This is a genomic window from Agrobacterium sp. NPDC090283, from assembly GCF_044769685.1.
Lineage (GTDB): Bacteria > Pseudomonadota > Alphaproteobacteria > Rhizobiales > Rhizobiaceae > Agrobacterium.
The window spans coordinates 91,114-103,803 of the sequence record NZ_JBIVYG010000010.1; the positions used below are offsets into that span (position 1 = coordinate 91,114).

Sequence of the window (12,690 nt, forward strand, 5' to 3'; positions counted from 1 at the left end):
TGTGATCATGAATAAAAAGACCCTGTTTGCCGGTATGGCGACGCTTATTGTCTCGGCCGGCTTCGCCGAGGCCAAGACGGTGTGTTACGTCACGGCCGCCGATTCCCATGCCTATGTCACGCCGGCCAACAAGGCCATTGATACGCGGGCCAAGGAACTCGGTGTTGAGGTTCTCAGCCTCAGCCAGAATTTCGACGTCCAGACCGGTGTGCAGCAGATCAATACCTGCATTGCCCGCAAGGCGGCCGGCATCATTTTATGGCCGCTCGATCCGCAGGCCTATATTCCCGGCCTCGCAAAGGCCAAGGCGGCCGGCATTCCCGTCAATCTCATCAACTCGCCAATGAACGACGCAGCCAAGCCCTTCATCACCTCCTTCACCGGCCCGGATGTCTATTCGGAAGGTGAAATGGCGGCCGAGGCGCTCCAGAAGGCGCTGGACGGCAAGGGTTCGATCGTCATCATCGCCGGTCAGGCCGGCAACGGCACCACCATCGGCCGCGTCGACGGCTTCAAGGCCAAGCTGAAGGCGCTCGGCAGCAAGATCGAGGTTCTCGATACCGTCAATGCGGATTTCGACCAGCAAAAGGCGCTCGTCGCCAGCCGCGACCTGATCACCCGTTTCGGCGACAAGATCGCCGGCGTCTACGCCAATGACGACACCATGGCGCGTGGCTTCATCGATGCCTGGAAAGAAGCCAGCCCCGGCAAGGCCACACCGCCGATCGTCGGCATCAATGGGCAGAAAGACGCCTTCGAGTCGATCAGGAACGGCGAAATGTACGCCACCATCGTCCAGTCGCCGATCGAGGATGGTCTGCTGGCGATCAACGCCATGGCAGATATCCTGAACGGCAAGAAAATCGACGCCCGGCTGCCTATCCCGCTGACGGTTGTAACGAAGGCGAATGTGGAGAAGGAAAAGCCCGCCTTCTGAAGAAGCGGCCCATAGAGGCGGATATCTTCGTAGCCAAATAGAGAAAATGCCGCGCAATTATTTTCGATTGCGCGGCATTTTATCGTCATCGGCGGAAATCTCTCTGCCGAAGCGCGTTGAGGTCAAACGCCGCCGCCCAAAACTCCCGCCAGCCATCCTTTGCCCGGTCTTCAGGCCGCCAGTTTCAGCCCCGGAAAGCGTCGGGTTGATATTCCGGCAAAGCCGGCCAGAGATCATTTGCGCGCAGCGGTGCGGCGGCAGCGCCAGTTCCAGTCTCTTGGCTCACCCGTGTCCATATGGACGGATTCGGTGTGGCAATAGGTGCCGACGCCACCGCGTTCCGGCAGGGAACGCAGATAGGTCGCAAGCTCCCATTTGGAAACGCCCTTGATCTGGATGTCGGCGGCATCACAGGTATAGTGCTTGGAGCCCTGCCTTATGCCCTTCGGCGGGCGATAGCCCGAGGTGACGATTGCCGGGCTGTTGTAGTGGCGCTCCACATCCTTGATCATCCGCACCAGTTCCGGCTTGAAACAGCCGACTTCGACACGGTCCGTCTGCAGGAAAAGCCCGTTCGGGGCGACGCGGGTGAGACCGGAGAGTGAAGCGAGCTTCATCAGGCCGGTCGGCTGGTCATCCTCTTCATCGAGATGGGCATCGTCGAATTCGTCGGACATCATCGAACGGCCGGAAAGCGCGATACCCATCGTCCCATCCGCGGCTCCGGGCAATGCGGCGACCTGCATATTGCCCGCCGTACCACTTTCAATCATCTTCGGCAGGCGTTTCTTGGCCGCTCCGGCGAAAAATGCCGCAAGCGTCACGCCCTTACCCTCGCCTTCCTTGCCCCCATCCACGGCTGGCTGCGGAGCAACAGCCGCGAACTGTTCCGAGGCCGACTGTGGCACGGGCACCGGAACCGGCTGACGATTTTCGCTATGCTGTTCCGCCGGCACCTGCCCGGCTGCCGGGACCGGAACCGGCGCTGTCACCGGTTGAGGTTGCGCCGCCTGCACCGGCGCCGAATAGACGCTGCTGACGGCGGGAGTGATTCTCTGGGAAGTGCCCGCAGCAGCGGCTGTGCCCGGCGTCGCTGCAGCACCGGCCGGCGCTGCGGCAGATGCGGTGGAATAAATGCTTGTTGTCCCCGCGGAGATCGCCGTTGGCTGCGTCGTCAATCCGTCGATGTCAGGGGCGGCGCCATAGGCCTGCGCCGGACCGCCCGATGTCTGCGGCTGGGCGGGCGCGGCCGCGCCGGCTGCCGATGCCACGGCGGGATCCACATAATGCCCCGGTTGCGCGCCGGCCGCAGCGGTGGCAGCGGCAGACGTGGCGGCTTGCGGCTTATGTTGTGCGGCGATTTCCGGTTTTTTGGTCGCGGCGGCCATCTCGTCGTCGGTCACCGCCGAAACGCATCCGGAAAGCCCGAGCAGCGAAACCGCGATGACGAGACGCTGACGGACCAGGCGTCCTTTCGCGCTCTCGACAGTTTTCATGGGTGGCCTCCGTATCTTGCATTTCCAACAGCAGCACGGGAACGGGCGCGTGTGCTTCCCCAAAACGGGACTGGCCGTTTCGATTCGCGGACTATGCCTCATCCCCTCGGGACAAGGCAAGAGCACCCGAAAATGCCGCTACTCACCGGAAAATCCTCACCAGGAACCGGTATTCTGCATAGATATCCACGGTTCGGCTGGTGCGAGGCTTTCGCCCTTCTGCAGAATTTCAAAGGAAATACCATCCGGCGAGCGCACGAAGGCCATATGCCCGTCACGCGGCGGCCGGTTGATGACGATGCCATTCTGCTGCAGGCGGGCGCAGAAGTCGTAGATATTGTCGACTTCATAGGCCAGATGGCCGAAGTTGCGGCCGCCGGTATAATCCTCGGTGTCCCAGTTATAGGTGAGTTCGAGGCACGGCGCCTTGTTTTCCTTCGCCGCAGCAATGTCGTCGCGCGCCGCAAGAAACACCAGCGTGAATCGGCCTTTTTCATTCTCGATTCGGCGTATTTCCGTAAGACCCAAGAGGTCGCCATAGAATTTCAGTGATTCGCCAAGGTCTTTGACGCGAACCATCGTGTGCAGATACCGCATTTTATTCCTCTCCATTACACGGGTCCGAAGCCGATAAACGCGCAATGGCAAGCCCCGGACAAGGACGGCGACATAAAAGCAGGTGCGTAAATCAAAAACTAGGGCTTGCGTGAAACCGTTACCAAGATGTTAATCTGGCGCACAGGAATCAGTTGACCGGTGTATGGCGCGTAATCGAGGGGTTGGCAGGATATGGCTGATAGGATGTCATCGAAAACGATAGTCGATGTCGAGGACCTTTCGGGCGATGCCGTGGACCTGACCGAAATCACCGGCGTCGTGAAGTGGTTCGATGTCGCCAAGGGTTTCGGCTTTATCGTACCCGACAACGGCACGCAGGATGTGCTGCTGCACGTCTCCTGCCTGCGCCGCGACGGTTATCAGACCATTCTCGAAGGCACGCGCATCGTCGCCCTCATCCAGCGGCGCGACCGCGGTTTCCAGGCGTTCCGCATCCTGTCCATGGACCAGTCGACCGCCGTTCACCCCTCGCAGCTGCCGCCGGTGCGCACCCATGTGCAGGTGACGCCTTCGAGCGGGCTTGAGCGCGCCATCGTCAAGTGGTTCAACCGCACCAAGGGTTTTGGCTTCCTGACGCGCGGCGAAGGAACGGAAGATATCTTCGTGCATATGGAAACGCTGCGCCGTTTCGGCCTGACGGAGCTTCGCCCCGGCCAGGTGGTGCTGGTGCGTTACGGCGATGGCGACAAGGGCCTGATGGCGGCGGAAATCCACCCCGACAACCCGGTTTCCGTCGGGATGTCGCATTGATGCCCGCTCTGCCCCATATGGTGAAAAGCGCCATTATGGCGCTTCTTTTTTTCACGCTCGCCGGAGCCGTCCAGGCCCAGCAACAGCAGACATTCACCTCCGAACCGCTGCAGATTGAAACCGCCGGGGGAAAGAGCCACGATTTCACTGCCGAACTGGCGCTGAACAACGCCCAGCGTGAACAGGGCCTGATGTTCCGCAAGAGCATGCCGCTTGAAAACGGCATGTTGTTCGACTTCGGTGAGCCGCGTGACGTCGCCATGTGGATGCGGAACACGCTCATCCCGCTCGACATGCTGTTCATTGCCCGTGACGGCCGCATTACCCATATTCACGAAAACGCGGTTCCGCATTCGGAAGCGATCATCAGCTCCCGCGGGCCGGTAAAATTTGTGCTTGAACTGAATGGCGGCACTGCGAAACGCTATGGCATCAAGCCGGGCGATATGGTCCGCAGCGCACAAATCGGCAACCGGAAATGACATTGCCGCGTTATTGCGTCTGAAGGAGCCGGACGAGGTTTCGCCCGGCTGGCGCAATGTTCAGTAAACCGGCTCGATATGGCTCAGAATCCGGCAATTGGAAATGGAAGCGGCAAGATTGATGGCGATGTCGATCGCCTCGACCGAATCGGCCGTGCCTTCCAGATAGATCACATCATTTTCGACAGTCGCCGAAATACGCGACTTCTCGAGACCCGATTCGAAGGCCAGTGCAGAGGTAATCGCCTGGCATACGCCGGCCATGCGGTCTCCGAAGAAGCTTTCCTGAATGCCTGACAAATTGAACATATGCGTTCTCCTTCTTATGGACATAACAACGCCCTGAGGGCGGTTTTGTTCATCTCCGGTTCATCTATTTGTTCATCTTCCATTCATCTTGGAAAATTGGAACCCCCCGACCGATCACATTTTAGGTGATCGGGAACCATTTCGTGAGGCGGGCATTTCGCGCATGGGAGTAAAAACCGCCATGAAGGCGTGTGAAACAGGGAGGAGAATGACATGCTGATTAACAGAACGGAGCCGTGTCACCATGCCTCGTGGATGAAGCCGGTAGCGATCCACCTGCCGCTTTGTGTTGCCGTGGAAATTTACAGCCCGCTGGTGGCGCTCGACATGCTGATGTACCGCTGGCCCGAGGAACATGGGCCGGAATATGAGGAGGCGCGCAGGAACTGCCTCGATGCCATCGCCGGCAGGTGCGACATCGAGAAAGCACGGGAATCGTTTCTCATTGCAAGCAGTCATGCCCATATCCTGAACGTCCACTAAAATTCACTGACCGTCATGACGATTGGGCCCTTCTCCACGGAGGGCTTTTCTTTGCGGGGCGCTGCCGCGACGCCCTGATGCACGGCGCGGCCCTCCTCGCCTGTTGATCATGACATGTAACTGTCACGCAAACGTTATAATCGGCAGGGATGAATTCCATGGAATCGATTGGCGGGAGAACCGCCGAAAGCTTGGGAGTGGAACTGGCCAGCATGGAAACTGTCTTTGCCCTTTGCGCAATTCTGCTCCTCGGCTTCAATCTTCTCGGGGTCATTCTGGCCGGCTGGCGACTGACGAGGCGGGATGCGGAAAACGATCTTGTCCGGCAAAAACCGCCTGTCTCGCTTGTGGTACCGCTGCGCGGGGTGGAAAACTTCACGCCGCTGACGCTGTCACGCGCCTTTGAGCTCAACTGGCCGGATTACGAGTTGCTGTTTTGCGTCGCCGATGAATTCGATCCCGTGATCGAGGAAGTGCGCAAAGCCCAGTTGGCCTTCCCCACGGTTTCCACGCAATTGCTCATCGGTGACGACCGCATCAGCGCCAATCCGAAACTGAACAATTGCGTCAAGGGCTGGCGCGCCGCCCGGCATGAGTGGGTGATTCTGGCCGATTCGAACGTGCTGATGCCGAAATCCTATATAGCCACCATGATGTCGGCGTGGCGGCCCGATAGCGGGCTGGTCTGCTCGCCGCCGCTCGGCTCCCGGCCGGCGGGTTTCTGGGCGCATGTCGAATGCGCCTTCCTCAACGGCTCTCAGGGCCGCTGGCAATATGCGGCTGAGGCAATCGGCATGGGTTTCGCGCAGGGCAAATCGATGTTGTGGAACAAGCCGTTCCTGGAGGACAATGGCGGCATTCGCGCGCTTGCCGCCGAAATTGCCGAGGACGCCGCCTCGACGAAGCTGGTCCGCAGCGCCGGCCGCAAGGTGCATCTGGTCTCCGCCCCGTTCGAGCAACCGCTTGGCCAGCGCCATGCCGGCGAAATCTGGTCGCGCCAGACCCGCTGGGCGCGGTTGAGACGCGTGACCTTCCCGCAATATTTCGCACCGGAAATCCTGACCGGCGCGCTTCCCCCACTTCTTTTCGCGCTCGCCGCCGCTGCCATGATGGATGTGAACCTCATCGCAACGGCCTTTGCCGTGCTCGCCCTCATGTATGTGCCGGAACTGGCGCTTGCCGCCCTCAATCGCTGGCCGGTATCGCTCCATACGCTGCCGGCGATGATCGCCCGGGACATGATCATGCCCGTCGTCTGGGCGCGCAGCTGGATCGGCAGCGCGGTGGCATGGCGCGGCAACGTCATGACCATCGGCACGGCCGAAAGCACGCTGGCTGGCCCGTCAACGGAATAACAGGCATATTTTTAAGGGGGTTACGCCGGAAAGCTGATATTTTGCTTTAAAATGGTCGGAGTGGAGAGATTCGAACTCCCGACCCTCTGGTCCCAAACCAGATGCGCTACCAGACTGCGCTACACTCCGCCGAGGCGATGGCTGGGGAATACACGGTTCACCCGAAGTCCGCAACAGGGAAATTCATCTTTGTTCAGCGACGGCCCTGATCGGCGAAACGTGACCGCGAAGCGGCGGGGCGCGATCGGACAGCAAAGGGATAATCGTCTTGACTCTCACCTGAAGTCAGTCCATTTCAAATTCAACGTTCCTGACACGATTTGGTTATTCTATTCAGGTACGTGATGAATAATTCGGGGCGTTTCGCCCCGCTGTCCAACCGGAGCAGTTTCGACATGTCTGCGAAGATTTACCGCCCTGCAAAAACCGCCATGCAATCCGGCAAGGCGAAGACCAATGTCTGGGTTCTGGAATTCGACGCCGAGGTTCCGCGCAAGATCGATCCGATCATGGGCTACACCTCCAGCTCCGACATGAAGCAGCAGCTGAAGCTGAATTTCGAGACGCAGGAACAGGCCGAAGCCTATGCCCAGCGCAAGGGCATCGAATACCGCGTCATCCAGCCGAAGGAAGCGACCCGCAAGGTGGTTTCCTACACCGACAATTTCCGTTTCAACCGCACCCAGCCCTGGACGCACTGAAACACGACGATCAAAGTTTTTGCCGGAGTATCGATTGCCCGGCATGACGGCCCCTTAGCTCAACTGGATAGAGCAACTGCCTTCTAAGCAGTAGGTCGCAGGTTCGAGTCCTGCAGGGGTCGCCACTCTTTTTCAAAGCTTCGTATATATGTGGTAACCTTGCAGACTATGCTTTAAGGGCCGGAAATATTACGTTTCCACCGTACACTTTGCCGGTGAAACCGGGGACTTTCAACGTTACAGTTGTGAACCAATTATTGACTACTGACGCGTCAGTCGGCTTGGCAGCCTTAAAGCCATTCCAAACTGTTTCCGTCATCAAAATCGGCTGCGTCGCCTCTCGAACGACTATGCTACTTTCGGTTACCAGCATGTGTTGAAAACTCGGATCAGAATGTAAAATACGGTTTCCGAGCAACTCGGACGACAGTTGGCGAACGAACTCACTCGGATAGAACGTTTTCCAATTTCCACTGTTGCTGAGCCCCCCCAAAATGCCGAGTGGCGATTTGAAATTGGCGGAGACCATAGGAATTGGAACCGTCTCTCGTGGCTTATTTGCTAAATCTGTTAATTTGCTCGCAACGTTCGCTGGCCGTCCTAGCCAAACGAGGTTTCTATAGGACGACTGTTCTACACCGCGACGGCGGACACCTGTTTTGGTGGCTAGCATCTTGCCAGCGTCGATGCCGATTCCACATTCAACTTCACCTCGTTGAAAATGCCGGTTTATGACGTGCTGCGAAACGGTGTTCATCGCAATGGCGCATTCTACGGAGTTAACATAGGCACCTTCGGTATCGAATATCACCATTACCCGGTCGCCAATGATACCTCTGACGTGCCCCTTATGGTAACGAGCGCATCGTGTCATTGCTCTAACAAAAGCGGAGTAGAGCTTGGCAACGGTCTTTGGTTTATGGGTAATGTTTAGCTGGGTTGATCGGCGAATATCAATATATAAAACACAGGTATCAATCAGCTTCGTGCCTTGCCGTTTTGCATCTAGGTTGGGGAAAGTAATTGCGGCATCAGAAGAATGAGGAACATTTTTTGTTTCTGTAACGTCGATATGAAAATCCGCAGCCAAAATGATACTGACTTCTTCTAATATTTCATCGCGCAAATCTTTTATCGTCATTTAAAGTCTACCTACAAGTGATGATAAAAGCCGCCATAAATTTAATATGCCGGGCGTACCAACAATCAATATCGCTAAAAAAATGATCAAAGCACCAATGTTGAAAATGACCAGCTTACGCTTGGTAATCTGGCTGTTAACTGCAATTTGGATAGCTAGATCATCCAGGTAATTCTGAGTGACGGATTCGTTCTCGGGCGGATAATATCGTTCCCATACCCTTTGCTTGTACGCCGCAGGAGCGAAGGTCGCGGCATCGCCGAAATAAAGAAGCGCCTTTGATTGATCTGGGTCTTTGTGGAAGTGATTCAGTAGTGTCTTTGGCAAAAAAGAATAGAGCGCAATCAGCGCAGCTAGTACGAACAACGGCAACGCAAACGTGAAGGCAATTTTCCAATCATCTGCAAGCGCAATGTTGTTGAGATTGCTTACCGAGGCAACGATGGAGGCCGACGCAAACGTCAACAAAGCAGCATTTTTGGTCTCGGCAAATTTTAGGAATTCAACAACCCGGCTCAGGGACAGTGTTAGCGCTCGTTCAAAGGCTTCTTGTTGATCATTTTTCATTGGCTACCCCCAATAGATCGATATTGACCCACACTGGGACACCGTCGCAACGAAAAATTACTTGATTGAGGGAATTCCCCAAGAAAAATAGCAAGATTCTACTTACACCTGCAAAGCGTGTCCCAAGCAGTGTTGATCATAACAAGCGGCGCAGCCACGCCCTACCCCTGCCCCATCAGCGTGAAATACCCCCACGCCGCCACAAAAAACGCGATGACAGCCACAACCGTCAAAGCCTTCTTCGCTTTCGGCCCGAGTGGTTCGCGTGGCTTCTTCGGCGGCACCGGCTTGCGGAACTTCACCACATTGTCGTTCATTTCATCATCGTCCTGACTGTCGCTGCTGAACCCTCTGCCGTCTCCGTGGCATCGGCCTTTTCAATGCTTATCTCTATCAGACCAGAACTATCATAAATATTACCAAGTTTTCACTTCACCCTTGGGGCAAGCTATGTCACTTCCCACAATCAGAGGAATACACAGCCATAGACGGATGGACAAACCGCAGAGCGGAAACAACCCTCTGTGGTATTTTGAATTTTGCGGGTGACGAGAATGAATGACGCCAATACGAGTGGCCGCGACACGAAAAACAGCCAGCCCGATCTGCGCGAGATTCTGGGAACGAACAGGAACGGCAGAAAGAAAAAATCGCGCCGCTATCTCTATATCGCGGCAGCCATTGTGCTGCTCGGCGGTGGCGTCGGTTATTATTATCAGTCGCGCGCGGCTGGCATTGCCTATAACTACACCACCGAAGCGGCCCGCCAGGGTGATCTCTCCGTCATCGTCACCTCCACCGGCTCGGTTCAGCCGACGGATCAGGTCGACATATCGAGCGAATTGTCCGGCACGGTGCGCAAGGTCAATGTCACCTATAACAGCCCGGTCAAGGCCGGAGACGTTCTGGCGGAGCTGGATACCAACAAGCTCGAAGCCGACGTGCAGAGCGCCCGCGCCAAGCTTGCCTCCGCCAAGGCCAATGTGCTGAAGGCGCGCGCCGATCTCGGCTCGGCAAAGACATCCATGGAGCGCCTGCGATCGCTGGTGCAGAACCGGGTCTCCAGCCAGCAGGATCTGGATGCCGCACAATTCACCCACGATGCCGCCGCTGCCACGCTGGAGGTGAACGAAGCGACCGTGCTTTCCGCGGAAGCGGACCTCAGGCTCGCCGAGGTCAATCTCGGCAAGGCCAAGATCGTCTCGCCCATCGATGGCGTCATCCTCACCCGCAGCGTCGATCCCGGCGCCACCGTCGCCTCCTCGCTCAATGCCCCGGTTCTCTTCACCATCGCCGGCGATCTGCGCCACATGGAATTGCAGGTCTCGGTGGATGAGGCCGATGTCGGCAAGGTCGAAACCGGGCAAAAGGCCACGTTTAATGTCGATGCCTATCCCGACCGCAGTTTCCCGGCCGAAATCGAAACGGTTCGTTTCGCCTCCGAAACCGTGTCCAATGTCGTGACCTACAAGGGCATATTGACTGTCGACAATGCGGAACTGCTGCTGCGCCCCGGCATGACGGCGACTGCGAATATCGTCGTCGAAGAAATCAAGGATACGCTGCTGGTGCCGAATTCGGCGCTTCGTTATACGCCGCCGCGCGAATCCGCTTCCCGTGGCGGTGGGTTGATGAGCCTGTTCCGTCCGCCGCGCATGGGCCGTTCGCAGAACCGCGATGCAGGCCAGGCGGCGGCGGGCAAGAGAACGGTCTGGGTGCTGCGCAACAACAATCCGGTCTCCGTCGCCATCGAAACCGGCTCCACCGACGGCCAGCATACCGTGGTAAAATCGGGCGAATTAAAAGCCGATGACCAGGTGATAACCGACGCAACGGCCCGCAACGCCGGCTGACGGAGGAAAACTTGATGCAACAGCCGCCGCTCATCGAATTCCGCGATGTCGTCAAGCAATATGGCCGCGGCGAAGCGACGATCCGCGCGCTCGACGGCGTCAGCCTGTCGATCCGCGAAAAGGAATTCGTCGCCATCATGGGTCCGTCCGGTTCCGGCAAATCCACCTCGATGAACATCATCGGCTGTCTGGATGTACCGACATCGGGCGAATATCTGTTTCAGGGGGTGCCGACCAGCGGCTTCGACAATGAGCATCTGACGCTGCTGCGTCGCCATATGCTGGGTTTCGTGTTTCAGGGCTTCAATCTTCTCTCCCGCACCTCTGCGGTGGAAAATGTCGAGCTGCCATTGGTCTATCGCGGCATGAAGGCGTCTGAACGGCGCGCCCGCGCCATGGAGGCGCTGGCGCAGGTGGGGCTGAAGGGCCGCGAGGATCACACCACGCAGGAGCTTTCCGGCGGCCAGCAGCAGCGTGTGGCCATTGCACGGGCCATTGTCACCCGCCCTGCCCTGTTGCTGGCCGACGAGCCGACCGGCAACCTCGATACGAAAACCAGCAACGAGATCATGGAACTGATCACCGCGCTCAACCGTGACAGGGGCATCACGGTCGTCATGGTCACGCATGAAGAGGATATCGCCGCCCACGCCGGACGCCTCCTGCGTTTCGTCGATGGCCACCTCGCCTCCGACAGTGCCGCGGACAACAAGGAGACATCGGATGTTCTTTGAAACGTCGCGTCTTGCGTTGCGCGCCATCAGCCGCAACCTGCTGCGCTCCTTCCTCACCGTGCTCGGTGTCGTCATCGGCGTGGCCGCCGTCATCGCCATGGTCACCATCGGCAATGGCACGACCGAGCAGGTGAAATCGGAGCTTTCGCGGCTCGGAACCAACATGCTGTTCGTCCGCCCCGGCCAGTTCGGCCCCGGAAGGGCAAGCACCGAAGCCAAGCGCTTCGATGATCGCGATGTCGAGGCCATCCGCAACCAGATATCGGGCATCCGCGCTGTTGCCCCGCAAAACCGCAGCTCCGCCGCGACCGTCATTTTCGGCGGCAAGAACCATCAGACGAGCGTCATCGGCACCACCAATGATTATCTGATCGCGCAGGACTGGACCATCGCACTCGGCCGTGACTTCCAGCCCGCCGAAGATCGCGGCGGCCAGATCGGCTGCATCATCGGGGAAACGGTACGGCAGGAACTCTTCGGCGCGGAAAACCCGGTGGGGCAGACAGTTCGTGTCAGCAACATCTCCTGCCCCGTCATCGGAGTGCTGGCCAGAAAAGGCCAGTCCGGCCTCGGCGACGATCAGGACGACACGATCATCATGCCGCTGAAAATCCACCAGCGGCGCATTGGCGGCACCACCACCATCTCCTCGATCATGGTCTCCGCGCAGGATGGCGTCTCCACCGCCAAGGTGCAGAGCGACCTGCAGAACCTGCTGCGCGAGCGCCGCCGCATCGGCATCGGCCGTGAGGACGACTTCACCGTCAACGACATGACGCAGATCGCGTCCGCCATGACCGGCACGACGACGCTGCTGACCGGGCTTCTCGGCGCGGTCGCCGCCGTCAGCCTGCTGGTCGGCGGCATCGGCATCATGAACATCATGCTGGTGTCGGTGACGGAACGTACCCGCGAAATCGGCATTCGCCTCGCCATCGGCGCTCTGGAAAAACAGGTGCTGACGCAGTTTCTGGTGGAAGCCGTCATGCTGTCGGCCTTCGGCGGCCTCGTCGGCATCCTCACCGGTCTCGGCCTTGCTTATGCCGTCGTCGGTTATCTCAACGTGCCCTTCGTCACCAGCCCGTCGATCATCTTCCTCGCTTTTGCCTTTTCGGCGGCCATCGGGGTGATTTTCGGCTATTTCCCGGCGCGGAGGGCGGCAAGCCTCAGCCCCATCGAAGCGCTCAGGCATGAATGAAAGCTGGATTTCAAACCGCAACCGGCTTTTGGGACAATAGACGGAAACCTCTGGTTCTTCCGGGGG

Annotated in this window: 15 protein-coding genes and 2 tRNA genes; 10 read left to right on the forward strand and 7 right to left on the reverse strand. The window is 58.1% G+C overall.

Features of this window, described 5'->3' with window-relative positions; genetic code table 11:
- The first annotated feature begins 7 nt into the window (after positions 1–7).
- Entirely contained in the window at positions 8–937 is a 930-nt protein-coding gene (locus ACIQUH_RS15965; protein WP_400816758.1) for a sugar ABC transporter substrate-binding protein, read from the forward strand.
- A 233-nt stretch (positions 938–1,170) separates the two neighbouring features.
- Here the strand turns inward: ACIQUH_RS15965 and ACIQUH_RS15970 are convergent, their stop codons facing one another.
- Positions 1,171–2,433 carry a D-Ala-D-Ala carboxypeptidase family metallohydrolase gene (locus tag ACIQUH_RS15970; protein ID WP_400816760.1) on the reverse strand — a complete coding sequence of 421 codons (1,263 nt, stop codon included), beginning with the start codon at positions 2,431–2,433 and terminating at the stop codon, positions 1,171–1,173.
- 156 nt (positions 2,434–2,589) lie between these two features.
- Complete coding sequence (locus tag ACIQUH_RS15975; protein WP_400816762.1) at positions 2,590–3,030, reverse strand: VOC family protein; 441 nt, start codon at positions 3,028–3,030, stop codon at positions 2,590–2,592.
- A gap of 192 nt (positions 3,031–3,222) precedes the next feature.
- Between ACIQUH_RS15975 and ACIQUH_RS15980 the strand changes: the two genes are divergently transcribed.
- A complete protein-coding gene (locus ACIQUH_RS15980; RefSeq protein WP_059760312.1) occupies positions 3,223–3,801 on the forward strand; it encodes a cold-shock protein in 579 nt (192 codons plus the stop codon).
- On the forward strand, positions 3,801–4,283 hold the full coding sequence (locus ACIQUH_RS15985; protein ID WP_400816765.1) for a DUF192 domain-containing protein: 483 nt from the start codon (positions 3,801–3,803) through the stop codon (positions 4,281–4,283). The genes ACIQUH_RS15980 and ACIQUH_RS15985 overlap by 1 nt, the downstream gene beginning before the upstream one ends.
- A 60-nt stretch (positions 4,284–4,343) precedes the next feature.
- Here ACIQUH_RS15985 and ACIQUH_RS15990 read toward each other — a convergent pair whose 3' ends face one another.
- Complete coding sequence (locus ACIQUH_RS15990) at positions 4,344–4,592, reverse strand: BON domain-containing protein (protein ID WP_003522642.1); 249 nt, start codon at positions 4,590–4,592, stop codon at positions 4,344–4,346.
- A gap of 213 nt (positions 4,593–4,805) precedes the next feature.
- Here ACIQUH_RS15990 and ACIQUH_RS15995 point away from each other — a divergent pair, with 213 nt between their 5' ends.
- A complete protein-coding gene (locus ACIQUH_RS15995; RefSeq protein WP_003522644.1) occupies positions 4,806–5,075 on the forward strand; it encodes a DUF982 domain-containing protein in 270 nt (89 codons plus the stop codon).
- Between the two features lie 212 nt (positions 5,076–5,287).
- A complete protein-coding gene (locus tag ACIQUH_RS16000) occupies positions 5,288–6,430 on the forward strand; it encodes a ceramide glucosyltransferase (protein WP_400816949.1) in 1,143 nt (380 codons plus the stop codon).
- 52 nt (positions 6,431–6,482) lie between these two features.
- On the opposite strand, the gene ACIQUH_RS16005 is transcribed toward ACIQUH_RS16000, so the two are convergent.
- Positions 6,483–6,559 (reverse strand) — tRNA-Pro (locus ACIQUH_RS16005).
- Positions 6,560–6,825: 266 nt separating this feature from the next.
- On the opposite strand from ACIQUH_RS16005, the gene ACIQUH_RS16010 reads away from it, so the two are divergent.
- The gene (locus ACIQUH_RS16010; RefSeq protein ID WP_400816768.1) at positions 6,826–7,131 is read left to right on the forward strand and encodes an ETC complex I subunit; all 306 of its coding nucleotides are present in this window, start codon (positions 6,826–6,828) and stop codon (positions 7,129–7,131) included.
- A 48-nt stretch (positions 7,132–7,179) separates the two neighbouring features.
- A tRNA-Arg gene (locus ACIQUH_RS16015) sits at positions 7,180–7,256 on the forward strand.
- 41 nt (positions 7,257–7,297) lie between these two features.
- On the opposite strand, the gene ACIQUH_RS16020 is transcribed toward ACIQUH_RS16015, so the two are convergent.
- The 3 genes from ACIQUH_RS16020 to ACIQUH_RS16030 form a co-directional block, all read right to left on the reverse strand.
- On the reverse strand, positions 7,298–8,272 hold the full coding sequence (locus ACIQUH_RS16020) for an adenylate/guanylate cyclase domain-containing protein (RefSeq protein ID WP_400816770.1): 975 nt from the start codon (positions 8,270–8,272) through the stop codon (positions 7,298–7,300).
- The gene (locus ACIQUH_RS16025; protein WP_400816772.1) at positions 8,273–8,839 is read right to left on the reverse strand and encodes a Pycsar system effector family protein; all 567 of its coding nucleotides are present in this window, start codon (positions 8,837–8,839) and stop codon (positions 8,273–8,275) included.
- 161 nt (positions 8,840–9,000) lie between these two features.
- Positions 9,001–9,156 carry a hypothetical protein gene (locus ACIQUH_RS16030; RefSeq protein ID WP_400816774.1) on the reverse strand — a complete coding sequence of 52 codons (156 nt, stop codon included), beginning with the start codon at positions 9,154–9,156 and terminating at the stop codon, positions 9,001–9,003.
- Positions 9,157–9,393: 237 nt separating this feature from the next.
- Here ACIQUH_RS16030 and ACIQUH_RS16035 point away from each other — a divergent pair, with 237 nt between their 5' ends.
- Genes ACIQUH_RS16035 through ACIQUH_RS16045 form a run of 3 tightly spaced genes read left to right on the forward strand, consistent with a single transcriptional unit; the run spans position 9,394 to position 12,624 of the window.
- Complete coding sequence (locus ACIQUH_RS16035) at positions 9,394–10,692, forward strand: efflux RND transporter periplasmic adaptor subunit (protein ID WP_400816776.1); 1,299 nt, start codon at positions 9,394–9,396, stop codon at positions 10,690–10,692.
- Between the two features lie 14 nt (positions 10,693–10,706).
- A complete protein-coding gene (locus ACIQUH_RS16040; RefSeq protein ID WP_400816778.1) occupies positions 10,707–11,426 on the forward strand; it encodes an ABC transporter ATP-binding protein in 720 nt (239 codons plus the stop codon).
- On the forward strand, positions 11,416–12,624 hold the full coding sequence (locus ACIQUH_RS16045) for an ABC transporter permease (RefSeq protein ID WP_400816780.1): 1,209 nt from the start codon (positions 11,416–11,418) through the stop codon (positions 12,622–12,624). Before ACIQUH_RS16040 ends, ACIQUH_RS16045 begins: the two co-directional genes overlap by 11 nt.
- Positions 12,625–12,690: the final 66 nt, after the last annotated feature.

Bases quoted from the DNA above. Each gene is read 5' to 3' on its own strand.
- ACIQUH_RS15965 (WP_400816758.1), top strand. From the start codon at position 8: ATGAATAAAAAGACCCTGTTTGCCGGTATGGCGACGCTTATTGTCTCG.
- ACIQUH_RS15970 (WP_400816760.1), bottom strand. From the start codon at position 2,433: ATGAAAACTGTCGAGAGCGCGAAAGGACGCCTGGTCCGTCAGCGTCTC.
- ACIQUH_RS15975 (WP_400816762.1), bottom strand. From the start codon at position 3,030: ATGCGGTATCTGCACACGATGGTTCGCGTCAAAGACCTTGGCGAATCA.
- ACIQUH_RS15980 (WP_059760312.1), top strand. From the start codon at position 3,223: ATGGCTGATAGGATGTCATCGAAAACGATAGTCGATGTCGAGGACCTT.
- ACIQUH_RS15985 (WP_400816765.1), top strand. From the start codon at position 3,801: ATGCCCGCTCTGCCCCATATGGTGAAAAGCGCCATTATGGCGCTTCTT.
- ACIQUH_RS15990 (WP_003522642.1), bottom strand. From the start codon at position 4,592: ATGTTCAATTTGTCAGGCATTCAGGAAAGCTTCTTCGGAGACCGCATG.
- ACIQUH_RS15995 (WP_003522644.1), top strand. From the start codon at position 4,806: ATGCTGATTAACAGAACGGAGCCGTGTCACCATGCCTCGTGGATGAAG.
- ACIQUH_RS16000 (WP_400816949.1), top strand. From the start codon at position 5,288: ATGGAAACTGTCTTTGCCCTTTGCGCAATTCTGCTCCTCGGCTTCAAT.
- ACIQUH_RS16010 (WP_400816768.1), top strand. From the start codon at position 6,826: ATGTCTGCGAAGATTTACCGCCCTGCAAAAACCGCCATGCAATCCGGC.
- ACIQUH_RS16020 (WP_400816770.1), bottom strand. From the start codon at position 8,272: ATGACGATAAAAGATTTGCGCGATGAAATATTAGAAGAAGTCAGTATC.
- ACIQUH_RS16025 (WP_400816772.1), bottom strand. From the start codon at position 8,839: ATGAAAAATGATCAACAAGAAGCCTTTGAACGAGCGCTAACACTGTCC.
- ACIQUH_RS16030 (WP_400816774.1), bottom strand. From the start codon at position 9,156: ATGAACGACAATGTGGTGAAGTTCCGCAAGCCGGTGCCGCCGAAGAAG.
- ACIQUH_RS16035 (WP_400816776.1), top strand. From the start codon at position 9,394: ATGAATGACGCCAATACGAGTGGCCGCGACACGAAAAACAGCCAGCCC.
- ACIQUH_RS16040 (WP_400816778.1), top strand. From the start codon at position 10,707: ATGCAACAGCCGCCGCTCATCGAATTCCGCGATGTCGTCAAGCAATAT.
- ACIQUH_RS16045 (WP_400816780.1), top strand. From the start codon at position 11,416: ATGTTCTTTGAAACGTCGCGTCTTGCGTTGCGCGCCATCAGCCGCAAC.